The organism is Aliiroseovarius sp. B-4 (assembly GCF_056857795.1).
The window spans coordinates 51,631-72,268 of the sequence record NZ_JBSXNV010000032.1; the positions used below are offsets into that span (position 1 = coordinate 51,631).

Below are 20,638 nucleotides of genomic sequence, written 5' to 3' on the forward strand. Positions count from 1 at the left end.
TATCTTGAATATTGGCAAAGTTTGCCATATATTCCGGACAGGAGGCCAACCATGTCTACGATGAATATATCTCTGCCAGAGCAGATGAAAAGCTGGGTCGAATCACAATCCCGATCCGGCCGGTTTGCCAATTCCAGCGATTATGTGCGCGATCTGATCCGGCGTGATCAGGAACGCGCCGCCGCCATTGCCGAGGTGCAGGCTGCGGTTGATGCAGCCCTTGCCTCTGGCCCGGCAACCCCATTTGATGCAGGCGCGTTCAAGACCCGGATGCGACAAGATGCCGACTAGGGCGACCTATCGTCTGACCCCGGCGGCGGAAAATGATCTTGCGGACATATGGCGATACGGCACCCGAACCTGGTCAGCCGATCAGGCGGATCGCTATCTTGATATCTTGATCACTGGATTTGAACTGATCGCTGACCAACCTGAAATATCGCGGTTGCGGGTTGAGTTTACGCCACCTGTGCGCATTTTTCCGACCGGGGCGCATCTTGTGGTCTATCAGGTCGGTGCAGATGGCGTGACGATCCTGCGCGTGCTGCACAATCGGCGCGATCTGCTGGCGGCGTTGGACAGTTGATCATCGGCTGGTCCAGACGATTTGATCCGCATGGAACACAATGAAGGCTTTGTATTTCTACACTGATTGCCGCATGATCGGCGCGCGCGCATCTTGCCCGCCATTGCTGTCTGTTGACGCGGATACGGGAAATTCATGGCTGACCTGAACGAACTGGAAGACTGGATAGTCAGGACTGGCCTTGGAGATCGTGCGGCCTTCGAAGCACTATATGACGCAACATCAGCGAAACTTTTTGGCGTGTGTTTGCGTGTCTTGAATAATCGGGCTGAAGCTGAAGAGGTCTTGCAAGATGCCTTTGTGCGCGTCTGGCAAAACGCCCAGCGGTTCAAGGCAAACGGCTACAGCCCGATGACATGGTTGATTACGGTGACGCGCAATCAGGCGATCGACCGGCTGCGCGCCCGCAAAGCCCCAACCGACGATATTGCGGCGCGGCAAGACATCGCCGATGCAGGTCCGACACCCGAACAGGCGGCGCTTGCCTCGTCGGAACGGGACCGGATCAATGCCTGTCTGGACGAATTGGATGATCCCAAGGCAGGTGCCGTGCGCGGTGCCTATTTACTGGGCGAAACATATGACGAACTGGCCAAGCGATACGCGGTGCCGGTGAATACGATGCGAACCTGGCTGCGGCGCAGCTTGCTGAAACTGAGAGAGTGTTTAACGCGATGAGCACGACAGACACATTTGATCGGGACGATGATGTCCTTGCGGCAGAATATGCCCTTCATTTGCTGTCGGCTGACGATCGCCGCGCGTTCGAAGCCCGGATGCAGGATGATGCCGCGCTTCGCGAGCTTGTGCGCGACTGGGATCACCAGTTTCACGCCCTGTCAGACGAGTTTGACAGCGTCGCGCCCCCCGCACATGTAAAAGCTGCGATCCATAAGCGATTGTTCGGGGAGGTCAAGAAGCCGTCACCGCTGAGCGGCGCGTTTGGCTGGCTTCTGGGCGGCGGAGTGGCGGCTGTGTTGGCTCTTTCGCTTGTGGCGGTGATGCCTCTGTTCATGGAACCGCAAACGCTTGCCCCGACCCATACAGCCGAGATCAGTTCTGAGGACCGGTCACTGATTGTCACGGCCGCATTCTCGGCTGACAGCGGGGAATTCACCGTGCGCCGGGTCGCCGGTGGTCCGGCAAGCGGACGCGATCTTGAGATGTGGCTGATTCCCGACGGAGCCGAGGCACCGATCTCGCTTGGCATCGTGCCGAACGAGGACGATGCCCGGATCACTCTGCCTGACGCATTGCGCGCGCGCCTGACGGCGGCCACCTTTGCGATCAGTGATGAGCCCAAGGGCGGCTCCCCCACCGGACAACCCACGGGCGCGGTTCTGGCGGCAGGTCCAATTCAGATGCTGTAAATATAATTGAGTGCGTAATGCGTTGAAATTTATGCAGGATTTATTTTTCTGAGAAATTTCTTTAAGAAAGCCGAAACTTTTTCTGACAGTCTTTCGTGGTTCCTTATGTCTCCGGGTAAGAAGCTCGGCTCACTTTGAAAGGAACGATACCATGACCAAACTTAATGTCCTGAACACCGCAGCAGCCTTTGTATTGGTTGCAACAACGGCATTCGCAGACAGTCATTCGCAAAAGAATCCGATGGTGGGCGGCGCGGCCATGTTTGCCGATAAGAATATTGTCGAGAACGCGTTAAATTCGGCTGACCACACCACGCTGGTTGCCGCTGTCAAGGCCGCCGGTCTTGTCGAAACCCTGCAAGGCGACGGTCCGTTCACCGTGTTCGCACCGGTCAATGCAGCGTTTGATGCGCTGCCCGAGGGCACCGTTGAAATGCTTCTGAAACCTGAAAACAAAGAGATGCTGACCAAGGTTCTGACCTGTCACGTTGTCGCGGCCGACGCGATGTCGGACGCCATTCGCGGCATGGTTGACGATGATGGTGGCAAGCACCCTGTACCCACCGTTGGCGGCTGCACGCTGCAAGCGACTTATGATGGGGACAACATCTGGATCGAGGACGAGCAAGGCAACAAGGCGACCGTGACGATCGCCGATGTGAAGCAATCGAACGGCGTGATCCACGTGATCGACAAGGTGCTTATGCCCGCCATGTAAGCATCTGGCAGACCCGGCACCCTTTCCCAGTTGGGGGCCGGATCCGCCAAAAGAATGTGGCAACGCCAACCGTAGAACGATTGTAAAGGTTGACCAGTCCCACGGCGTTCTCCACACGGCCTGTCCAATTTGTTTGGGCAGGCCACTTTCATGTCTGCCGGCTGTCAAACTGCTTGGTTGGCGTTGACGCGTGGGTTTGGTTCTGGGACCGTTGGTTATACTGACGTAAGGCTGGAACATGATCGACCCTCATCTTCACGAGCTCACCCATGATCGCGATCTGGGGATAACACTGCCGGACGGCACACGTTTGTCGGCGCGGGTCTGGATGCCGGTGGACGCGTTGGACCATCCGGTCCCGGCCGTCCTTGAATATCTGCCCTACCGAAAAACGGATGGGACTGCCGAGCGCGATGCCGGAATGCATCCATGGATCGCACAGCGTGGCTATGCCTGTCTGCGCGTGGATCGGCGTGGCTGCGGCGAAAGCGAAGGGTTGTTCGACGATGAATATTCAGAGCAGGAATTGCAGGACGGCGAAGATGTGATCGCCTGGATCGCCAGCCAGCCCTGGTGCACCGGGGCTGTTGGAATGCAGGGCATATCCTGGGGCGGGTTCAACAGTTTGCAGATTGCCGCCCGCGCACCCCATGCGCTGAAAGCCGTGATCACCATCGGGTCAACGGTTGATCGCTATGCCGACGACGTGCATTACAAGGGCGGCATCCAGCATTCGGACAACATCAGCTGGGCGGCGACAGTGTTGTCGTGGTTCTCGATGCCGCCCGATCCCGATCAGGTCGGTGACAGGTGGCGGACGATGTGGCTTGAGCGGCTGGAGAACACGCCCCCCTTGCCGCGCATCTGGACCGAGCATCGGGATCGCGACGCCTATTGGAAGCATGGGTCGATTTGCGAGGATTACAGCAAGATCAAAGCGGCGGTTCTGGCCTTTGGCGGGCTGCATGATGGCTATCGCAACACCATGCGCCATTTGGTCGAGAACCTTGACGCTCCGGTCAAGGGCGTGGCCGGACCGTGGGGGCACAAATACCCGCATATCTCGCAAATCGGCCCGTCGATTGGCTATTTGCAGGAGGCATTGCGGTGGTGGGACCGTTGGTTGAAAGAAATTGACAATGGTGCAGACCAAGACCCGGCATGGCGTGAATATGTTATGGGCAGTGCAAAGCCTGACTCATCGGCACGCCATCGCGACGGGCGTTGGGTTTGCGACCAAAAATTGCCATCGGCCTGTGTGACGGTTCGGGATATGGCACTGGGTGATGCCTTGTCGGGAAACTTGCCCGCAACAGTCGCGCCGGACCTGCGCCACGGCGAACAATGCGGCGAGTTTTTCACCTTCGGCTTCGGGTCAGGCGAGCTGCCAGATGATCAGCAGCCAGACGATGCCCGCAGCGCTTGTTTTGACAGTCAGGCGCTGGATCACGGGACCGATATCGTGGGACGCCCCACAGTGCGATTGCGCCTGTCCGCCGACCGCGTCCGCGCCCAGCTTGTGGTGCGGCTGTGTGATCTCAGGCCGGATGGGACCTCGATGCTGATCACCATGGGGTTGTTGGATTTGCGCAACCGGGATGGGTTTGACGCAAAACGCGATCTGATCCCTGGCCAGCCGGTCGAGGTGGCACTGGGCCTCGATGAAGCCGCCTATCATCTGCCGAAAGGTCATCGCCTGCGGCTGGCGGTTGCAGGCAGCTATTGGCCCTATTCCTGGCCGGAACCCGATCCTGCAACCCTGACGATTGAAAGCGGGCGTCTTGGTTTGCCGCTGCGTGACCCGTCAGAGGGGAATGAATGGACGTTCCCGCCCCCGATCTCTGCCCCGCCACGGAGCAGTCGCCTGCTTCGCAAGGGACAGGATGAAAAGACACGGGAAATCGACCGGAAAACCGGTCGGATCGTTCTGACGATCTCATCCGATCATGGCAGGATTGAGGATCTTGAAACCGGTATCATCACGGAAAGTGCGGTGCGGGAAGTCTGGTCGATTGACCCCGCGAACCCGGCCGACGCAGAAGCGCAGATCAATTGGCGGCGCAGCTTCGGTCGCGGTGACTGGAACGTATCAACGCTTGCGGAAACCGGGATGCGGGGCGCACGGGACCATTTCCAGATCACGCAACGGCTTGTGGCCAACATGGGCGATGAAACGCTGTTCGATCAAGCATGGGCGCATCAGGTCAAGCGATAGATCGCGTTAGCTGAGAAGGTGATCCTTGGGTTGCAACGCTGGTGGAATATTTTTTCCAAGCGCATCGCGTAAACTGCGTTCGATCACACGGCTCATGGCATCCAACGGCAGACCGTTCGGGCGGGGTTCAAACGGGTGTTCCAGCTCGTTTGTCACCGCTTGCAGGCCAAAGAACACGTAGGCCACGACAACCGCAAAGACCGGCGCGAACCATTCGACGGATCCCAGAAGTGCGAAGGGCAACAACGCACAATACAGGTACGTTGTGCGACGCACCAGCAGTGAATAGACGAAGGGCAGGGGAGTGGTCTGGATCCGCTCGCACCCGGCCTGTGACAAGGCCAGCCGCGACAGCGTGTCCGCCAACGCCATTTGCGCAAACCCGTCCAGCGAACCTTTGCGCCGCAGGCCCGCCAGTCGATGCGCGATGTCGCTGAGTGCGGCATCGGCTGGATTGGCGCGCGCCAGCAGCGCCTTGGCCTTCTCATCTCCGACCCATGCCGCGATGTCGCGCTCGACATTGCACGACCGCAGGCTGCCGCGATGCGCGTGAGTGAAGGCGGCAACCATGTTCAGAAGTGCGAACCTGTCATCGGGTGAAACCGCAAACAGCTCCAACTGGCGGGCAAAGCTGCGCGTGTCGGCAATCAGGCCGCCCCAGAGCTTGCGCGCCTCCCACCACCGATCGTAGGCGGCATTGTTGCGAAAGCCCAAAAACAAGGACAGCGCGACGCCAAAGACGCTCATCGCGGCAAGCGATATGCGCGGCAGCGGAAGCAGCATTTCATCCACCAGCACGACCGTCAGGGTCAGCAGCAAGACCGAGACCATCTTACCGTAAATGCGGGGCACGACAGAGCCTTGCATGATGAAAAACAGGCGCAGTGCGGAAGGAGGCGTTCGAACAATCATGTCGCGGTTCTATCGCCAGGTGAGATCAGACATAAAGGGGCAGTATCAAGAAGCGGGGAAAGACATGCAGATAATCCGACAACGTGATCTGGTTGAGACACCTTGGAAGAACGGCGGCGGCATTACCCGCAATATCGCCGAGGAACGCGACGACCATGGCGCGCTGTGGCGGCTGAGCATGGCGGATGTGGATGGCGACGGGGCGTTTTCCAGTTTTCCGGGCCTCACGCGTATCCTGACGGTGATCAAGGGCGACGGCATGATGCTGCATGGGCCTGATGGGATGATGCCTGCGCGTTATGCTGCCCCCGTGCGGTTCGACGGCGCGGCGCCGGTGACAGCCACGCTGAGCCTGGGGCCAATCCGCGATTTCAATCTGATGTTCGACACCGCGCGGTGCGAGGGCGATGCGCAGGTCGTGCGTGATCCCGGCGCGCATGAAGTCGGGCAGCCGGGGCAGACCTGCATGCTGCATGTGATCGCGGGGGCCGCCGCGGTGGCTGGCGCGGAGTTGGGCGTGGGAGACACAGCGATCAGCAGCGCAACGCCGTTGCGTTTCGATCTGGCGCAGGATGCGGCCGCGCTGACCATTACCCTGCACCCGAAAGGTTAAAGCGACGCCAGCAGGTCCACCACCGCGCCCTGGTAGCGTGAGACCACCGCGTCCCGCGCGATATGTCGCCCACCGGTGACGTTGTGCCGCCCGGCAGACCACAGGTCGGTGACAACATTGTCCTTCGCGGCGAAGCACAGACCGTCAAGGATTTGGTCAGGCGTCAGCGCGCAGAGCGTCGGGTCGGTGGTGTCAATGGCGACCAGATCGGCAAGGCGGCCTTGCGCGACTTCACCTGCTTCACGCCCCAAAGCCTGCGCACCGCCACGGGCGGCCCCGGTGTAAAGCGTCGCCCCGACCGACCCTTCGCCGACCACCATCACGTTGCGCGCCACGTCGCGCAGACGTTGGGAATATTCCAGCATGCGCAGCTCCTCGGTCAGGGAAATGTTGATGTTGGAATCAGAGCCGAAGCCGAAGGCGCCGCCTGCCTCAAGATAGGTGGGGCCGTTGAAGGGGCCGTCACCCAGGTTTGCCTCGGTGATCGGGCACAGGCCCGCGACGGCGCCAGATGCGGCCATGGCGCGCGTCTCACTTTCGGTCATATGGGTGGCGTGGATCAGGCACCAGCCATCATCGACGGGGGCGTTGGCCAGCAGCCAATCGACCGGGCGCGCGCCCAGCCAGGTCCCGATATCCTTAACTTCCTTGGGTTGTTCCGAAATGTGGATGTGGATCGGCCCGCCCTGATGGTCCGCCAACGCGCGGCTCAGGTCGTCGGGGGATGTGGCACGCAGCGAATGCGGCGCGATGCCGACGCGGGCGTCATCGGGCAGGTCGGAAAGCCCCGCGCGTGCGTCCTGGACCAGTTCAGCGAAGCGATCCACGTCATTGCCGAACCTCAGTTGCCCCTGATCCAGCGGCACCTTTCCCGCCCCGCCATAGGTATAGAGCACCGGAAGATGGGTCAGGCCGATGCCGGTTTCCCGCGCCGCCGCCATCACCCGCAGGGACAGTTCGGCCAGCGCATCATAGGGCGCGCCGCCGCGCTGGTGGTGGACATAGTGAAACTCGCCCACGCTGGAATATCCGGCTTCCTGCATTTCGACGAAGACCAGCGCCGCAATTGCTTCGATCTGCTCGGGCGTCAGGCGGTCCATAAAGCGATACATCAGGTCGCGCCACGTCCAGAAACTGTCGCGCCCGACCGTGCGGAACTCGGTCATCCCCGCCATTGCGCGCTGGAAGCTGTGCGAGTGCAGGTTGCCCAACGCAGGCAGCAAGGTATCGACGCGGGCGTCGCCCGGCTGGGTGTCCGCATTGGGCGTAATCTGATCAATGCGGCCCTTTTCAACGGTGATGCGAACGTCCTGCGCCCAACCGGACGCGAGAAGGGCCTGACGGGCGTGGATCATGGTCTTGGTCCTGTGTTTTGCATTTTATGTATAGACATAATACACATTAAATTATACTAGAAAAGACGAATCTTCGCGAAAAGGACTGATCTCATGACAGCTATGCCTCAGCTTTTGACCGATCTGCATGCCGCGACCATGGCGGGGGGCGATGCGCCCTATGGGATGATCCGCGATGCGGTCATCGCCATTCAGGATGGCAAGATCGCGTGGGTCGGGCCGCAAACGGAGGTGCCTGAGGAATTCGCGGGGCTGGATCAACGTTCACTGGGCGGGCGTGTTGTGACGCCGGGTCTGATCGACTGCCACACCCATATCGTGCATGGCGGGGACCGATCCGTTGAATTCGAGATGCGCCTGAACGGGGCCAGTTACGAAGAAGTCGCGCGCGCAGGCGGTGGCATTGTCTCGACTGTCAAAGCCACCCGCGCGGCCAGCGAAAGCGAGCTTTTGCAATTGGCGCTGCGGCGGGTCGACGTGTTGATCGCCGAGGGCGTGACGACCATCGAAATCAAGTCGGGCTATGGTCTGGATACTGAGACCGAGCTACGAATGCTGCGCGTTGCGCGAGCGATTGCCGAGCAGCGACCCATCCGCGCTAAGACGACCTTCTTGGGTGCCCATGCAACCCCTGCCGAATATGCCGGTCGCGATGATGACTATATCGACGAGGTGTGCATCCCCGCCCTGCGTGCCGCCCACGCCGAGGGGCTGGTGGATGCGGTCGACGGGTTCTGCGAAGGCATCGCCTTTCAGCCTGCTCAGATCGCGCGCGTTTTCGATGTGGCGCAAGAACTGGGCCTGCCCGTCAAACTGCACGCCGAACAATTGTCCAATCTGGGCGGTGCGAAGCTCGCGGCAAGCTATGGCGCGTTGTCGGCCGATCATATCGAGTATCTGGACGAAGACGGCGTGAAGGCCATGGCGCAGGCGGGCACGATTGCCGTGATCCTGCCCGGTGCGTTTTATACGCTGCGCGAGACGCAACAGCCACCCGTCGAGCTTTTGCGCAAGCACAACGTGCCGATGGCTTTGGGCACGGATATCAACCCCGGTTCTTCGCCGCTGAATTCACTGCTGCTGACGATGAACATGGGCTGCACCCTGTTTCGCATGACGCCGGAAGAGGCGCTGCGGGGCGTGACGCAAAACGCGGCTGCCGCGCTGGGGCTGACCGATCTGGGCACGATTGCGCCGGGGCAGGTGGCTGATCTGGCGGTGTGGGACATCGCGGAGCCGGCGGAACTATCTTACCGCATCGGTTTCAACCCGCTCGCATTCCGCATCACTGGAGAGACCGCATGACCACTCTGACCCTGACCCCCGGCGCGACCACTCTGGCCGATCTGGAAACGATCTGGCGCGATGGGATTGCTGCCCGATTGGACCCGGCCTGCCATGACAGCATCCGTGCGGCGCAGGCGCAGATTGCTGCTGCCGCCAGTGGGACGGACGCGGTCTATGGCGTGAATACCGGGTTTGGCAAACTGGCCTCGGTCAAGATTGACCCGTCCGACACCGCCACCCTGCAACGCAACCTGATCCTGTCCCATTGCTGCGGCGTGGGTGAGGCGATCCCGGTGCCCCATGCGCGCCTGATGATGGCGTTGAAGCTTCTGTCGCTGGGGCGCGGCGCGTCCGGTGTGCGGATGGAACTGGTCGAGCTGCTGGAAGGGATGCTTGCCCGCGGCGTGACGCCGGTGATCCCGGTGCAGGGGTCAGTCGGCGCGTCCGGCGATTTGGCGCCGCTGGCGCATATGGCCGCAGTGATGATCGGCGAAGCGCAGGCGACATATGAAGGTGAGGTTCTGCCCGGTGCCGAAGCGCTGAAGCGCGCGGGGCTTGACCCCATCGTGCTGAGCGCGAAAGAGGGGCTGGCCCTGATCAACGGCACGCAATTCACCACAGCCTATGCCCTGATCGGGCTGTTTGGCGCGTGGCGCGCGATGAACGCGGCGCTGGTCACATCCGCCATGTCGACCGATGCGATCATGGGATCGACCGCGCCGTTGCAGCCGGAAATTCACGCACTGCGCGGTCATGCCGGCCAGATCGAAGCCGCCGCGACGATGCGCGCGCTGCTGGATGGGTCAGTCATTCGCGAAAGCCACCGCGAAGGTGATACCCGCGTGCAAGACCCCTATTGCATCCGTTGCCAGCCGCAGGTGACGGGGGCCGCGATGGACATGCTGCGCATGGCCGCCCGCACGTTGGAGATTGAGGCGAACGCCGCCACCGACAACCCGCTGGTGCTGAGCAAGGCGGGGCTGATTGTGTCCGGCGGAAACTTCCACGCCGAACCGGTGGGATTTGCCGCCGACATGATCGCGCTGGCCATCGCTGAAATCGGCGCGATTGCGCAGCGGCGTATCGCTTTGATTGTCGATCCGGTTCTGAGCCACGATTTGCCGCCGTTCCTCACGCCCAATCCGGGCCTGAACTCGGGCTACATGATCGCCGAAGTGACCACCGCCGCCTTGATGAGCGAGAACAAGCATCTGGCGAATCCCTGCGTGACGGATTCGACACCGACCTCGGCCAACCAGGAAGACCACGTTAGCATGGCCGCGCATGGCGCGGTACGCCTGTCGCGCATGGTCGCCAATCTGGAGCGTATCCTTGGCGTCGAACTTCTGTGCGCCGCACAGGGTATCGAATTCCGCGCACCGCTGGCGACAAGCGGTCCGCTGGCGGCCGTGATTGACGCCGTGCGTAAGCGGGTCGAGTCGCTTGGGGAGGATCGTTACCTTGCGCCCGACCTGGAAAAAGCGGCGGCGCTGGTTGCGTCGAACGCGGTTGTGGCGGCCACGAAAACGTCGATGCCGGAGCTTCGCCCATGACCCCTGTCGAGGTCCATCAGGGCGACAGCCCCATCGTTTTGGGCCTGCCGCATACGGGAACGTATGTTCCTGACGACATAAAGGCGCGGCTGAACGCGCGCGGGCAGGGGCTGGACGACACCGACTGGCATATCCACACGCTCTATGACGGGCTGTTGCCCGGCGCGACCACGGTGCGGGCGACTTTCCATCGCTATGTGATCGACGCCAACCGCGACCCGTCGGGCGTGTCGCTTTATCCGGGGCAGAACACCACCGGGCTTGTGCCGCTGACCGATTTCGATGGGCAAGACATCTGGGACACGCCGCCCACCGAGGATGAAGTCGAGGCACGCCGCCAAGCCTATCACGCCCCCTATCACGCCGCACTCGAGGCCGAGCTTGAGCGGGTGCGCGCCCTGCACGGGGTCGCGATCCTGTATGATTGCCACTCGATCCGGTCGGGCATTCCGTTCCTGTTTGACGGTACCCTGCCGGATTTCAACATCGGCACCAATCTGGGCACCACCTGCGCGCCGCAGATCGAAGCCGCCGTTCAAAGCCTGTGCCAGCAGGCCGAGGGCTACTCCTCTGTTACCAATGGGCGCTTCAAAGGCGGCTGGACCACGCGGCATTATGGGCGCCCGGCCGAGGGGATACACGCAATCCAGATGGAGCTGGCGCAAAGCACCTACCTGACGGACGAGGCGACGCCTTGGACCTATGACAAAGCAAAAGCCGCGCGGTTGCGCAGGCATCTGAAAACCATTCTGACAACACTTGCCGACATGGCATCTGACCTGAAAGGAACATCATGAGCGATCCGCGCAAGAACACCCGTGATATCTATCCCGCAACCGGCACCGAGATCACCGCAAAAAGCTGGCTGACCGAGGCCCCGCTGCGGATGCTGATGAACAACCTGCACCCCGACGTGGCCGAAAACCCGCACGAGCTGGTCGTCTATGGCGGCATCGGGCGTGCCGCGCGCACATGGGATGACTTTGACAAGATGGTCGCGTCCTTGCGCGATCTGGAGGATGACCAGACGCTGCTCGTGCAATCCGGCAAGCCCGTTGGTGTGTTCCAGACCCACAAGGACGCACCGCGCGTTCTGATCGCGAACTCGAACCTCGTGCCACATTGGGCGACGTGGGATCATTTCAACGAGTTGGATAAGAAGGGTCTGGCGATGTATGGCCAGATGACCGCTGGTTCGTGGATTTACATCGGATCGCAGGGCATCGTGCAGGGCACCTATGAAACCTTTGTCGAGGCCGGGCGTCAGCATTACGGCGGCGACCTGACCGGCAAGTGGATCCTGACCGGTGGTCTGGGCGGCATGGGCGGGGCTCAGCCCTTGGCGGCTGTGATGGCCGGTGCCTGCTGTCTGGCGGTCGAGTGCAACCCAGACAGCATCGATTTCCGCCTGCGCACCCGTTACGTGGACGAAAAGACCGACAGTCTGGACGAAGCGCTTGCGATGATCGAACGCTGGACCGCTGCGGGCGAGGCCAAGTCGGTCGCCCTGTTGGGCAATGCCGCCGACGTGTTCCCCGAGTTGGTCAAACGCGGCATCCGCCCCGATATCGTAACCGACCAGACCAGCGCGCATGACCCCGTGAACGGCTATCTGCCGCAGGGCTGGACCATGGCCGAATGGCGCGAGAAGCGCGAAAGCGATCCGAAATCCGTTGAAAAGGCCGCCCGTGTGTCGATGAAGGTGCAGGTCAAGGCGATGGTCGATTTCCACGCCGCCGGTATTCCGACCGTCGATTACGGCAACAACATCCGCCAGATGGCGCTGGAAGAAGGGCTTGAGAATGCGTTTGATTTCCCCGGCTTCGTGCCCGCCTATATCCGCCCGCTGTTTTGCCGCGGCATCGGCCCGTTCCGTTGGGCAGCCCTGTCGGGCGACCCGGAAGACATCTATAAAACCGACGCTAAGGTGAAGGAAATTCTGGCCGAAGACAGCCACCTGCACAACTGGCTGGACATGGCGAAAGAGCGGATCGCGTTCCAAGGCCTGCCTGCACGTATTTGCTGGGTCGGTCTGGGCGTGCGTCACAAGCTGGGGCTGGCGTTCAACGAAATGGTGCGCAATGGCGAGCTGAAAGCGCCGGTCGTGATTGGTCGTGACCACTTGGATTCAGGGTCCGTCGCCTCGCCCAACCGCGAGACCGAGGCGATGATGGACGGCTCGGACGCGGTGTCGGACTGGCCGCTTCTGAACGCGCTCCTGAACACCGCGTCGGGCGCGACTTGGGTGTCGCTGCACCATGGCGGCGGGGTTGGCATGGGCTTTTCCCAGCATTCGGGCATGGTGATCTGTTGTGACGGGACCGAGGACGCAGATCGCCGCATCGCGCGTGTGTTGTGGAACGATCCGGCGACGGGGGTCATGCGCCACGCCGATGCGGGCTACGAGATCGCCATGGACTGCGCGCGCGAGAACGGGTTGAACCTGCCGGGTATTTTGTAAGGGCCGGGGGGTCTGCGCCCTTCGTCCGGCCTTTGCAGTCAAACGTAAGCTGATCACTGACCTGTCCGGGGTTATTCCCGGGCGGTCAATACTGCATCGTCACGCGGTGGCCACGGCGATAGGTCAGTTGCACGAAGGTGATCGTCTGCCCTTCAAGCCAAGTGGTGCGTTCGGTCTGGAACAGGGCGTCGCCTTCGCTGCAATCCAGGTATTCGGCTGTCGCGGCGTCGGCCTGAACGGCATGAAAGCTGATCTGTGCATCGGTAAATGGTACTGTCGACACCAACCATTCGTTGGGACCTACATCCAAAAAATCGTGCAGCTCGGCTTCGGGCAGCGCCTTCAGGTTGATCCAGCGATCCTCGTGCTGATACGGCGCGCCATCGGCGTAGTGCATGCAAATCAAATGCATCACCCTGTCATCGCGCCCCAGCGCCATACGCGCGCGCAGCCAATCGGGGGCGGGTTCGGCTTTGCACTTCACCAGCGCATAACGATAGGCAGCGCCCAGCTCCGCAATCTCCTGCCCGACGATGGGGATGTTCAGCCGCACCTGTCGGATCGGGTTCTGCCGGACCCGAGTGCCGGCCTTTCGGCGGCGTTCGATGATGCCGTCATCAGCCAGTTCGCGCATCGCCCGATTGACAGTGGCCCGCGCGCAGCCATAGCTTGCGGCCAGATCCACCTCGTTCGGCATCGCGCTGCCGGGGGCAAGCTCGCCTTGCGTGATCTGGCGCAGGATATCGGCTTTTACCTCGCGGTAGGTTATGGACATGATGCGATCTCCGATATGGCGGCAATGGGTCTTGGCCAATCCGTCGTGTTGGCGTGGAAAGATATAGACATAAGGCACAAATGGCCAGACATACCGTGTCAGACGTCAAAGCTGCGCGCCACGTGGTCCTGAAAAGACGCGACCAGCGGCGCGATATGGGGGTGCGGCGCACGGGCCAGCGCGATGCGGTGGGGCACCAGTGGGTCGGTCAGTTCCAACCGGGTGACGGGCTGGCCGTCACAGGCGGTATCCTGTGCAATGTCGGTCGCCATTAACCCTACGCCCATGTGGTTGGCAACCATGGCGCGCAACATCTCGACCGAGCCGGTCTCATGCGCGATGCGGGGACGGATACCGTTCATCTGCGCCAGCGTCAGGAAATAATCGCGGCTGTGCGGCAGGCTCATCAGGATCAGTGGGTCGGTCAGCAGCTCGGCCATGGTGACGGTGCCGCGACCCGATAGCGGGTGGGCGCGCGCGACCAGACCATAGGGGCGCACATCGACCAGCGGCGTGATCTCAAGCGACGAGGGCAGGCCGAAATCATAGATCAGCGCCAGATCAATCCGACCGTTTAACAGCCATCGGGTCAGTCGATCCAGATCGCCCTCGTGCAGTTTGATTTGCGCGTCTGGCATGGTTTTTTGAAAGCCGTTGACCAGAGCGGGCGCATAACGTGGGCCAAGGGTGGAAAAGACGCCAAGGTTCAGCACCTCGGCACCGTTGCCTTCGTTGCTGAGAGCCGATTGCGCCTGCGCGCGCAGGCTGCGCAAGGCCCCCAGTTTGCGCAACCCGAAGGCGGTGGGCGCGATGCCCTGCCCGGCGCTACGCACGAACAGCGGGCGGCCAAAGTGGTCTTCGACCTTGGCAATCGCCAGCGACACCGATGGTTGCGAGACATTCAGCGCCCGCGCGGCGGCGGCGGTGCTGCCTGTTTCCGCAGCGGCGATGACATAGTCGATCTGGCGAAGGCTTATAGGTATAGCGTGCATTTATCACCATATTAGCATTGTATATTTCTGCTTATAGCATGCACGCCCCTATGCTCAACCGATCAAACCCGGAGGATCATATGCCCACCCAGCCCCCCACCCCCCAAGCGTCCCAGCCCCTGAGCGGCGTCAGAGTGCTGGATTTCACCCGCGTTCTGGCCGGCCCCTATTGCACGGCGATGATGGCTGATCTGGGCGCGGATGTGATCAAGGTCGAAGCCGCCCACGGCGACGATTACCGCCATATCGGCCCGTTCAAGGATGGTGAAAGCCTGTTGTTTCAGGCGATCAACCGGGGCAAACGGTCCATCGCTCTGGACCTGAAATCGGCGGACGCGATTGCGACGGTCAAGGCGTTGTTGGCGGAGTGTGATGTGCTGATCGAGAATTTCCGCCCCGGCGTGATGGAAAAGCTGGGGTTGAGCTATGACGCGCTGAGCGAGGCGTTTCCGCATTTGGTCTATGTCTCGCTGTCCGGGTTTGGTCAGACCGGGCCGAACACGAAAAAGCCTGCCTATGACATCATCGTTCAGGCGATGAGCGGGTTGATGGACGCCACCGGCGAACCCGATGGCGCGCCGACAATGGTGGGCGAGGCTTTGGGCGATGTGGCCGGTGGGCTGTTCGCGGCCTGGGGCACGATGGTGGCCCTGTTTGAACGCAGCCGCACCGGGCAGGGGCGTCATGTGGATGTGGCGCTGTTTGACGGTCTGGTGTCGATGATGCCGATCCTTGCCTGTCGCACTCTGATGGGCGGCGAGACCCCCACGCGCACGGGCAACCGGCATCCGCTGTCTGCCCCCTTTGGCACCTATCCGGCGGCGGACGGGCATTTCGCGCTGGCGGTTCTGAATGACCGACTGTTTGCCACGTTCTGCGAGGTGATCGGGCAGCCCGATCTGGTGCAGGACGCACGGTTCACCACGGACACACTGCGCCGTGAAAACGAACCGGCCTTGGCCGCGTATATCGGCGAATGGGCGGATACGCGCCCCGTGGACGCGGTGGTTGAACAATTGTCCGCAGCGGGTATCCCCGCGTCCAGCATTCAGTCCGTGGCACAGGCTTGGGCGTCGCGGCAGGCGGTTGAACGCAGGTTGGCGTCCACTGTCACGCACCCTGATCTGGGCGTTCTGAACGTGCCAGAACAGCCGGTGCATTTTAGCGGCATTGGGCGCGGGGGGCGCAAGGCGGCTCCGGCCCTGAACGCGGACGCTGACGATATTCTGAACTCTTTGAATAAGGAACAAGGCGCATGACTTATCCCATGAGCGACGACGAACGCGCGTTGGTCGCGCAGATCGAGCGGTTCTCGACCGAAGTGCTGGCGCCGAAAGCCGCGCAGATCGACGAAGAGGCACTGTTTGCCACCTGCCACTTGGACGCGATGGCTGAAATGGGCCTGCTGGGCCTGAACCTGCCGGAAGACCATGGCGGCATCGGCCTGTCCGGCCCGGCGCTTTATGCTGCGGTCGAAGCGATTGCGGGGGCTTGCGGCTCGACCGCCTCGATGCTGACGGCGCATTTTCTGGCGACGGATTCACTGCTGTTGGGTGCGGATGCCGATTTGCAGGCGCGGATACTGCCCGATGCGGCGGCGGGCACGTCGCTGGGCGCCTTTGCCCTGACCGAACCGCAGGCGGGGTCGAACCCCGCGGACATGCGCACCACGGCGAAACGCGAAGGGGATGGATACCGGATCAAGGGGTCCAAATGCTTCATATCGAACGCGGGGGCGGCGGATTTCATGGTGGTTTATGCCAAGACCGACCCAGACGCCGGCGCGCGGGGCGTCAGCGCCTTCATCGTCGAGCCGAAGAAGACCGACGGTGTCTTGGTCGCGCCGCATGAGAAGACGATGGGCCTGAAGGGTGGGCATGTCTTCGGCATCAGCTTTGATTGCTGGGTGCCGGAAGAAAACCGTCTGGGCGACGAGGGCACAGGGTTCCGCACCGCGATGAAGGTCTTGGACAATGGCCGGATCGAAGTGGCCGCGCAGGCGACAGGCATCGCCGACGCCGCGTTGAAGGCCGCGATTTCCTATGCCAAGGAACGGCAGGTCAGCGGCCATGCGATTGCGGAATTCCAAGGTCTGCAATGGATGCTGGCCGACAGCGCCACCGAACTGGCGGCAGCCCGCGCGTTGGCGATGCAGGCGGCGACCCTGCGCGGGACCGGCGTGCGATATTCCAGCGAATCCGCCTTTGCCAAGCTTTACGCCAGCGAAGCGGCGTGGCGGATCGCGGATCGGGCGCTGCAAATTCACGGAGGATATGGTTACACCCGTGATTTCCCCTTGGAGCGATATCTGCGCGATCTCAGGATCTTCCGCATCTATGAAGGGTCATCAGAGATCCAGCGCACAATCATTGCGCGAGGATTGTTGGCATAGACAGCTTTTTGCGTCGTAAAGATTGACTCTATTATGTATTTACATAATAGCTATATGCACGGATTTGACCATGGCGCGACAAATGCCTGTTCCATGGTCGCAATTGCCGATTGGAGGATAGGCGCATGCAAAGACGGACATTTCTGACAGCCGGGGCCATCGGCACCGCAGCAACAGCACTGGCAACACCAGCCATCGCGCAAGATAAACGCCAGTGGAAGATGGTGACGGCGTGGCCCAAAAACCTGCCGGGGCCGGGCGTGGCTGCACAGCAGTTGGCCGACCGGATCACCACCCTGTCGGGTGGACGGATCGAGGTGAAGCTGTTCGCCGCCGGTGAACTCGTTCCCGGCCGCGGCGTTTTTGACGCGGTCAGCGAAGGCACTGCCGAGCTGTATCACGCCGTCCCCGCCTATTGGGGGTCGAAGTCCAAGGGCATTTTGCTGTTCGGCTCGCAACCTTTCGGTCTGCGTGCGGATGAGCAAGTTGGCTGGATGGTGCACGGCGGCGGGCAGGCGCTCTATGACGAGATGTATGGCCGGTTCGGCATCAAGCCGTTCCTGTGCGGCAACTCTGGCCCGCAATGGGGCGGTTGGTTCCGCAACGAGATCAATTCAGCCGAAGACCTGAAGGGCATGAAGTTCCGCACCACGGGTCTTGCGTCTGAGATGGCGGCAAAGATGGGCATGGCAGCGGAAGCGATGAGTGGCCCGGACATGTTCCAGGCGTTGCAAACCGGTGCTCTGGACGCGGGTGAGTTTATCGGCCCCTGGACAGACAGTGCGCTTGGATATTACCAGGTTGCCAAGAACTACTATTGGCCCGGTGTGGGCGAGCCGTCTTCAGCCGAGGAATGTGGCGTCAACGCAGATGTGTTCAACGAGTTGCCGGACGACCTGAAACAGGTGGTGCAGGCGGCCAGTGACAGCCTGTATAACCAAGTCTGGACCGAATACACGACGAAGCACGCCCTTTCGCTGCAAGCGATGGTTGCCGAGCAAGGTGTTCAGGTGAAGATGTTCCCCGAGGATGTCATCACGGCCATGGGCAAAGCCGCCGCAGAAGTCATCGACGATCTGCGTCAGGATGACGACGAACTGGTGAAACGGATCACCGAAAGCTTTGTGGCGTATCGCGACTCGGTCGGCAAATACATGGTCTATGCTGACAACGGCCAGATGAACGCACGTAATCTGGTCATGGGTTACTAAGACCTCTCGGTCAGGGCGCAGCGATGACCGCGCCCTGACCGACAGTCAAGCGGGGGCGGGCGATGGAGCATCTGGCGAATGCCTTGGACAAGGTGAACATGGGCGTGGCCTATGTGGTGCGCTGGTTGGCGCTGGCCATGATGTTGGTGCAATTCACCATCGTTGTCGGGCGCTACGCGTTCGGCGCGAATTCAATCGCGTTGCAGGAAAGCGTTTTATATATGCACGCCGCCCTGTTCATGCTGGCGGCAGGCTATACGCTACTTGTCGACAAACATGTACGCGTTGACGTGTTCTATGCCAAGGCGACGCCCGAGGTGCGGCGGCGGATCGACATTTTCGGTCATCTGTTCCTGCTGATGCCGTCGATGATCGCGCTGATCTATTGGTCATGGCCATCGGTGCGCAATTCCTGGGCAATCCTTGAGGGCCCGATTTCGGTGGGCGGGATCGAGGCGGTTTTCCTGCTGAAATCCCTGATCCCAGCCTTTAGCGTCCTCGTGATGCTGCAATCACTTGCCCTGTTGATCCGCCTTCTGGCCGTGAAAGAAACCTGATGATCGAATATCTCGACCTTATCATGTTCGCAGCCCTGATGGGCGCGATCCTTCTGGGGTTCCCTGTATCGTTCAGCATCGCCGGTGTGGCGGTGATCTTTGCCTATCTGGGCTGGATGCTGGGCCAGATGGATATCACACTGCTGGGCGCGTTGGGCCAGCGGGTGTTTGGCGTCCTGACCAACCCGGTGCTGATCGCCATTCCCCTGTTCGTGATGATGGGCGCGTTGCTTGAGAAAAGCCGTATCGCCGAAGGGCTGCTTGACACGATGGGTCGGCTGTTCGGACAGTTGCGCGGCGGGCTGGGTATCTCGGTCGTGCTGGTCGGCACGTTGCTGGCAGCGTCCACGGGGATCGTCGGAGCGACCGTGGTCGCGATGGGGATGATCGCACTGCCCACGATGCTGCGCGCCGGATATGACGCACGGGTTGCCTCGGGCATCGTCTGCACTGCGGGCACGCTGGGGCAAATCATTCCCCCCTCGACCCTTCTGATCATTCTGGCGGACGTGATGTCCACGTCGTTCCAGCAGGCGCAATACGAGCAGGGCAAGTTCTCGGTCGAGGCATTGTCGGTCGGCCAGTTCTTTGCAGCCGCCGTGATCCCCGGTCTGGTGCTGGTCTGTCTTTACCTGATCTATATCGTGGCGCGCGGATGGTTGCGCCCGCAGGACATGCCGCCTGCGCCCCTTGATCTGGCCAAGCCTGACTGGCGCGAGGTGGTTGGCGCGGTGATCCCGCCGGTCATGCTGATCTTCGCCGTGCTGGGCGCCATTCTGGGCGGCGTCGCCACCCCGACCGAAGCCGCGTCGGTCGGTGCCATCGGCGCGTTGTTGATGACCGGCTATCGCATCGGCACCGCCCCGCGCTTTATACTTCTGGGCACAATTGCCCTGATCGCATTGGGTATTCTTGCCGGGGCCTTCCCGGTGCGGTTTCAGCGCAACGACCTGACTTCGGGCGCTTTTGGGCTTGGCATCTTCTATGCCGGACTTGCGGTAGTGGGCGGGCTGTCCGTGCTTCTGGCCCTGCGCGCCGCGTTGCAAAAACGCGTGGTGCAAGAGGCGGTCGGCTCGACCATGACGATGACGGCCATGATCTTCGCCACCATCATTGCCGCCGGGTTCTTCAGCTTGGTCTTTATCGGGCTGGGCGGAGAAGAGCGCGTGGCGCGTCTTCTGGCCGGGATGCCAGGCGGTGCAAACGGCGCGCTGGTCTTTTGCATGATCGTGATCTTCGTGTTGGGCTTCTTCCTCGATTTCGTCGAAATTTCGGTGATCGTTCTGCCGCTGATCACACCATCCCTGATCCTGCTGGGCCATGATCCGATCTGGCTGGGCGTGTTGATCGCGATAAACCTTCAGACTTCGTTCTTGACGCCGCCTTTCGGCTTTTCGCTGTTCTATCTGCGGGGCGCGGCCCCGAAAGAGGTCACGACCGGCCAGATATATGCCGGCGTTTTGCCGTTCATCTGTCTTCAGATTGTCGGGATCGCGCTGATCTGGCTGTTGCCGGTGCTGGCAACATGGTTGCCGTCGGTCCTGTTCTGACATTCACTTCTGTCCGATGGGTGCTCGGCCTGGATGGACAGACCGATGGCGAAAGCCCGCTTGAGTCTGATCGTCGGGGAACCGAATGCCC

General features: G+C 61.3%; 20 protein-coding genes. 16 read left to right on the forward strand and 4 right to left on the reverse strand.

Going from position 1 to position 20,638, the window contains the following annotated elements; translation table 11 throughout:
• Positions 1–51: 51 nt before the first annotated feature.
• From AC13C8_RS06585 to AC13C8_RS06610, 6 genes are all read left to right on the forward strand, one after another.
• Positions 52–291: a type II toxin-antitoxin system ParD family antitoxin gene (locus tag AC13C8_RS06585; RefSeq protein WP_091433029.1), complete on the forward strand. Its 240-nt coding sequence runs from the start codon at positions 52–54 to the stop codon at positions 289–291.
• Entirely contained in the window at positions 281–586 is a 306-nt protein-coding gene (locus AC13C8_RS06590) for a type II toxin-antitoxin system RelE/ParE family toxin (protein WP_482846795.1), read from the forward strand. The genes AC13C8_RS06585 and AC13C8_RS06590 overlap by 11 nt, the downstream gene beginning before the upstream one ends.
• Positions 587–721: 135 nt before the next feature.
• Complete coding sequence (locus AC13C8_RS06595) at positions 722–1,264, forward strand: sigma-70 family RNA polymerase sigma factor (protein WP_091433023.1); 543 nt, start codon at positions 722–724, stop codon at positions 1,262–1,264.
• Positions 1,261–1,956 (forward strand): anti-sigma factor, encoded by a 696-nt coding sequence (locus AC13C8_RS06600; protein WP_091433021.1) that lies wholly within the window; start codon positions 1,261–1,263, stop codon positions 1,954–1,956. The genes AC13C8_RS06595 and AC13C8_RS06600 overlap by 4 nt, the downstream gene beginning before the upstream one ends.
• Positions 1,957–2,107: 151 nt before the next feature.
• On the forward strand, positions 2,108–2,674 hold the full coding sequence (locus AC13C8_RS06605; RefSeq protein WP_091433018.1) for a fasciclin domain-containing protein: 567 nt from the start codon (positions 2,108–2,110) through the stop codon (positions 2,672–2,674).
• Positions 2,675–2,912: 238 nt separating this feature from the next.
• Positions 2,913–4,889 carry a CocE/NonD family hydrolase gene (locus AC13C8_RS06610; protein ID WP_482846796.1) on the forward strand — a complete coding sequence of 659 codons (1,977 nt, stop codon included), beginning with the start codon at positions 2,913–2,915 and terminating at the stop codon, positions 4,887–4,889.
• Positions 4,890–4,895: 6 nt separating this feature from the next.
• Here the strand turns inward: AC13C8_RS06610 and AC13C8_RS06615 are convergent, their stop codons facing one another.
• On the reverse strand, positions 4,896–5,801 hold the full coding sequence (locus tag AC13C8_RS06615) for a bestrophin family protein (RefSeq protein ID WP_091433012.1): 906 nt from the start codon (positions 5,799–5,801) through the stop codon (positions 4,896–4,898).
• A gap of 64 nt (positions 5,802–5,865) precedes the next feature.
• Between AC13C8_RS06615 and AC13C8_RS06620 the strand changes: the two genes are divergently transcribed.
• Entirely contained in the window at positions 5,866–6,414 is a 549-nt protein-coding gene (locus tag AC13C8_RS06620; RefSeq protein ID WP_482846797.1) for a HutD/Ves family protein, read from the forward strand.
• Here the strand turns inward: AC13C8_RS06620 and AC13C8_RS06625 are convergent.
• On the reverse strand, positions 6,411–7,769 hold the full coding sequence (locus AC13C8_RS06625) for a formimidoylglutamate deiminase (protein WP_482846798.1): 1,359 nt from the start codon (positions 7,767–7,769) through the stop codon (positions 6,411–6,413). The two genes, AC13C8_RS06620 and AC13C8_RS06625, sit on opposite strands and share 4 nt — an antisense overlap.
• A gap of 93 nt (positions 7,770–7,862) precedes the next feature.
• Here AC13C8_RS06625 and hutI point away from each other — a divergent pair, with 93 nt between their 5' ends.
• Genes hutI through hutU form a run of 4 tightly spaced genes read left to right on the forward strand, consistent with a single transcriptional unit; the run spans position 7,863 to position 13,070 of the window.
• Entirely contained in the window at positions 7,863–9,074 is a 1,212-nt protein-coding gene (gene hutI, locus AC13C8_RS06630; RefSeq protein ID WP_482846799.1) for an imidazolonepropionase, read from the forward strand.
• Complete coding sequence (hutH, locus tag AC13C8_RS06635) at positions 9,071–10,609, forward strand: histidine ammonia-lyase (protein ID WP_482846800.1); 1,539 nt, start codon at positions 9,071–9,073, stop codon at positions 10,607–10,609. Before hutI ends, hutH begins: the two co-directional genes overlap by 4 nt.
• On the forward strand, positions 10,606–11,406 hold the full coding sequence (hutG, locus tag AC13C8_RS06640) for an N-formylglutamate deformylase (RefSeq protein ID WP_482846801.1): 801 nt from the start codon (positions 10,606–10,608) through the stop codon (positions 11,404–11,406). The genes hutH and hutG overlap by 4 nt, the downstream gene beginning before the upstream one ends.
• Positions 11,403–13,070 carry a urocanate hydratase gene (gene hutU, locus AC13C8_RS06645; protein ID WP_482846802.1) on the forward strand — a complete coding sequence of 556 codons (1,668 nt, stop codon included), beginning with the start codon at positions 11,403–11,405 and terminating at the stop codon, positions 13,068–13,070. The genes hutG and hutU overlap by 4 nt, the downstream gene beginning before the upstream one ends.
• Positions 13,071–13,155: 85 nt before the next feature.
• Here hutU and AC13C8_RS06650 read toward each other — a convergent pair whose 3' ends face one another.
• Together AC13C8_RS06650 and AC13C8_RS06655 are read right to left on the reverse strand one after the other, a co-directional pair.
• Positions 13,156–13,845 carry a GntR family transcriptional regulator gene (locus tag AC13C8_RS06650; protein ID WP_091433222.1) on the reverse strand — a complete coding sequence of 230 codons (690 nt, stop codon included), beginning with the start codon at positions 13,843–13,845 and terminating at the stop codon, positions 13,156–13,158.
• Between the two features lie 98 nt (positions 13,846–13,943).
• A complete protein-coding gene (locus AC13C8_RS06655; RefSeq protein WP_091432995.1) occupies positions 13,944–14,837 on the reverse strand; it encodes a LysR family transcriptional regulator in 894 nt (297 codons plus the stop codon).
• An 80-nt stretch (positions 14,838–14,917) separates the two neighbouring features.
• On the opposite strand from AC13C8_RS06655, the gene AC13C8_RS06660 reads away from it, so the two are divergent.
• From AC13C8_RS06660 to AC13C8_RS06680, 5 genes are all read left to right on the forward strand, one after another.
• A complete protein-coding gene (locus AC13C8_RS06660) occupies positions 14,918–16,096 on the forward strand; it encodes a CaiB/BaiF CoA transferase family protein (protein ID WP_091433219.1) in 1,179 nt (392 codons plus the stop codon).
• An 8-nt stretch (positions 16,097–16,104) separates the two neighbouring features.
• Complete coding sequence (locus tag AC13C8_RS06665) at positions 16,105–17,229, forward strand: acyl-CoA dehydrogenase family protein (RefSeq protein ID WP_245744789.1); 1,125 nt, start codon at positions 16,105–16,107, stop codon at positions 17,227–17,229.
• Positions 17,230–17,354: 125 nt separating this feature from the next.
• Positions 17,355–18,440, forward strand: a complete 1,086-nt coding sequence (locus AC13C8_RS06670) for a TRAP transporter substrate-binding protein (RefSeq protein WP_482846803.1) — start codon at positions 17,355–17,357, stop codon at positions 18,438–18,440.
• 62 nt (positions 18,441–18,502) lie between these two features.
• Positions 18,503–18,997, forward strand: coding sequence for a TRAP transporter small permease subunit (locus AC13C8_RS06675; protein WP_482846804.1), 495 nt, complete (start codon positions 18,503–18,505; stop codon positions 18,995–18,997).
• Entirely contained in the window at positions 18,997–20,547 is a 1,551-nt protein-coding gene (locus AC13C8_RS06680) for a TRAP transporter large permease (RefSeq protein WP_177179392.1), read from the forward strand. The genes AC13C8_RS06675 and AC13C8_RS06680 overlap by 1 nt, the downstream gene beginning before the upstream one ends.
• Positions 20,548–20,638 lie beyond the last annotated feature (91 nt).

Coding starts and splice junctions, on each gene's coding strand:
- AC13C8_RS06585 (WP_091433029.1), top strand. CDS start 52: ATGTCTACGATGAATATATCTCTGCCAGAGCAGATGAAAAGCTGGGTC.
- AC13C8_RS06590 (WP_482846795.1), top strand. CDS start 281: ATGCCGACTAGGGCGACCTATCGTCTGACCCCGGCGGCGGAAAATGAT.
- AC13C8_RS06595 (WP_091433023.1), top strand. CDS start 722: ATGGCTGACCTGAACGAACTGGAAGACTGGATAGTCAGGACTGGCCTT.
- AC13C8_RS06600 (WP_091433021.1), top strand. CDS start 1,261: ATGAGCACGACAGACACATTTGATCGGGACGATGATGTCCTTGCGGCA.
- AC13C8_RS06605 (WP_091433018.1), top strand. CDS start 2,108: ATGACCAAACTTAATGTCCTGAACACCGCAGCAGCCTTTGTATTGGTT.
- AC13C8_RS06610 (WP_482846796.1), top strand. CDS start 2,913: ATGATCGACCCTCATCTTCACGAGCTCACCCATGATCGCGATCTGGGG.
- AC13C8_RS06615 (WP_091433012.1), bottom strand. CDS start 5,801: ATGATTGTTCGAACGCCTCCTTCCGCACTGCGCCTGTTTTTCATCATG.
- AC13C8_RS06620 (WP_482846797.1), top strand. CDS start 5,866: ATGCAGATAATCCGACAACGTGATCTGGTTGAGACACCTTGGAAGAAC.
- AC13C8_RS06625 (WP_482846798.1), bottom strand. CDS start 7,769: ATGATCCACGCCCGTCAGGCCCTTCTCGCGTCCGGTTGGGCGCAGGAC.
- hutI (WP_482846799.1), top strand. CDS start 7,863: ATGACAGCTATGCCTCAGCTTTTGACCGATCTGCATGCCGCGACCATG.
- hutH (WP_482846800.1), top strand. CDS start 9,071: ATGACCACTCTGACCCTGACCCCCGGCGCGACCACTCTGGCCGATCTG.
- hutG (WP_482846801.1), top strand. CDS start 10,606: ATGACCCCTGTCGAGGTCCATCAGGGCGACAGCCCCATCGTTTTGGGC.
- hutU (WP_482846802.1), top strand. CDS start 11,403: ATGAGCGATCCGCGCAAGAACACCCGTGATATCTATCCCGCAACCGGC.
- AC13C8_RS06650 (WP_091433222.1), bottom strand. CDS start 13,845: ATGTCCATAACCTACCGCGAGGTAAAAGCCGATATCCTGCGCCAGATC.
- AC13C8_RS06655 (WP_091432995.1), bottom strand. CDS start 14,837: ATGCACGCTATACCTATAAGCCTTCGCCAGATCGACTATGTCATCGCC.
- AC13C8_RS06660 (WP_091433219.1), top strand. CDS start 14,918: ATGCCCACCCAGCCCCCCACCCCCCAAGCGTCCCAGCCCCTGAGCGGC.
- AC13C8_RS06665 (WP_245744789.1), top strand. CDS start 16,105: ATGAGCGACGACGAACGCGCGTTGGTCGCGCAGATCGAGCGGTTCTCG.
- AC13C8_RS06670 (WP_482846803.1), top strand. CDS start 17,355: ATGCAAAGACGGACATTTCTGACAGCCGGGGCCATCGGCACCGCAGCA.
- AC13C8_RS06675 (WP_482846804.1), top strand. CDS start 18,503: ATGGAGCATCTGGCGAATGCCTTGGACAAGGTGAACATGGGCGTGGCC.
- AC13C8_RS06680 (WP_177179392.1), top strand. CDS start 18,997: ATGATCGAATATCTCGACCTTATCATGTTCGCAGCCCTGATGGGCGCG.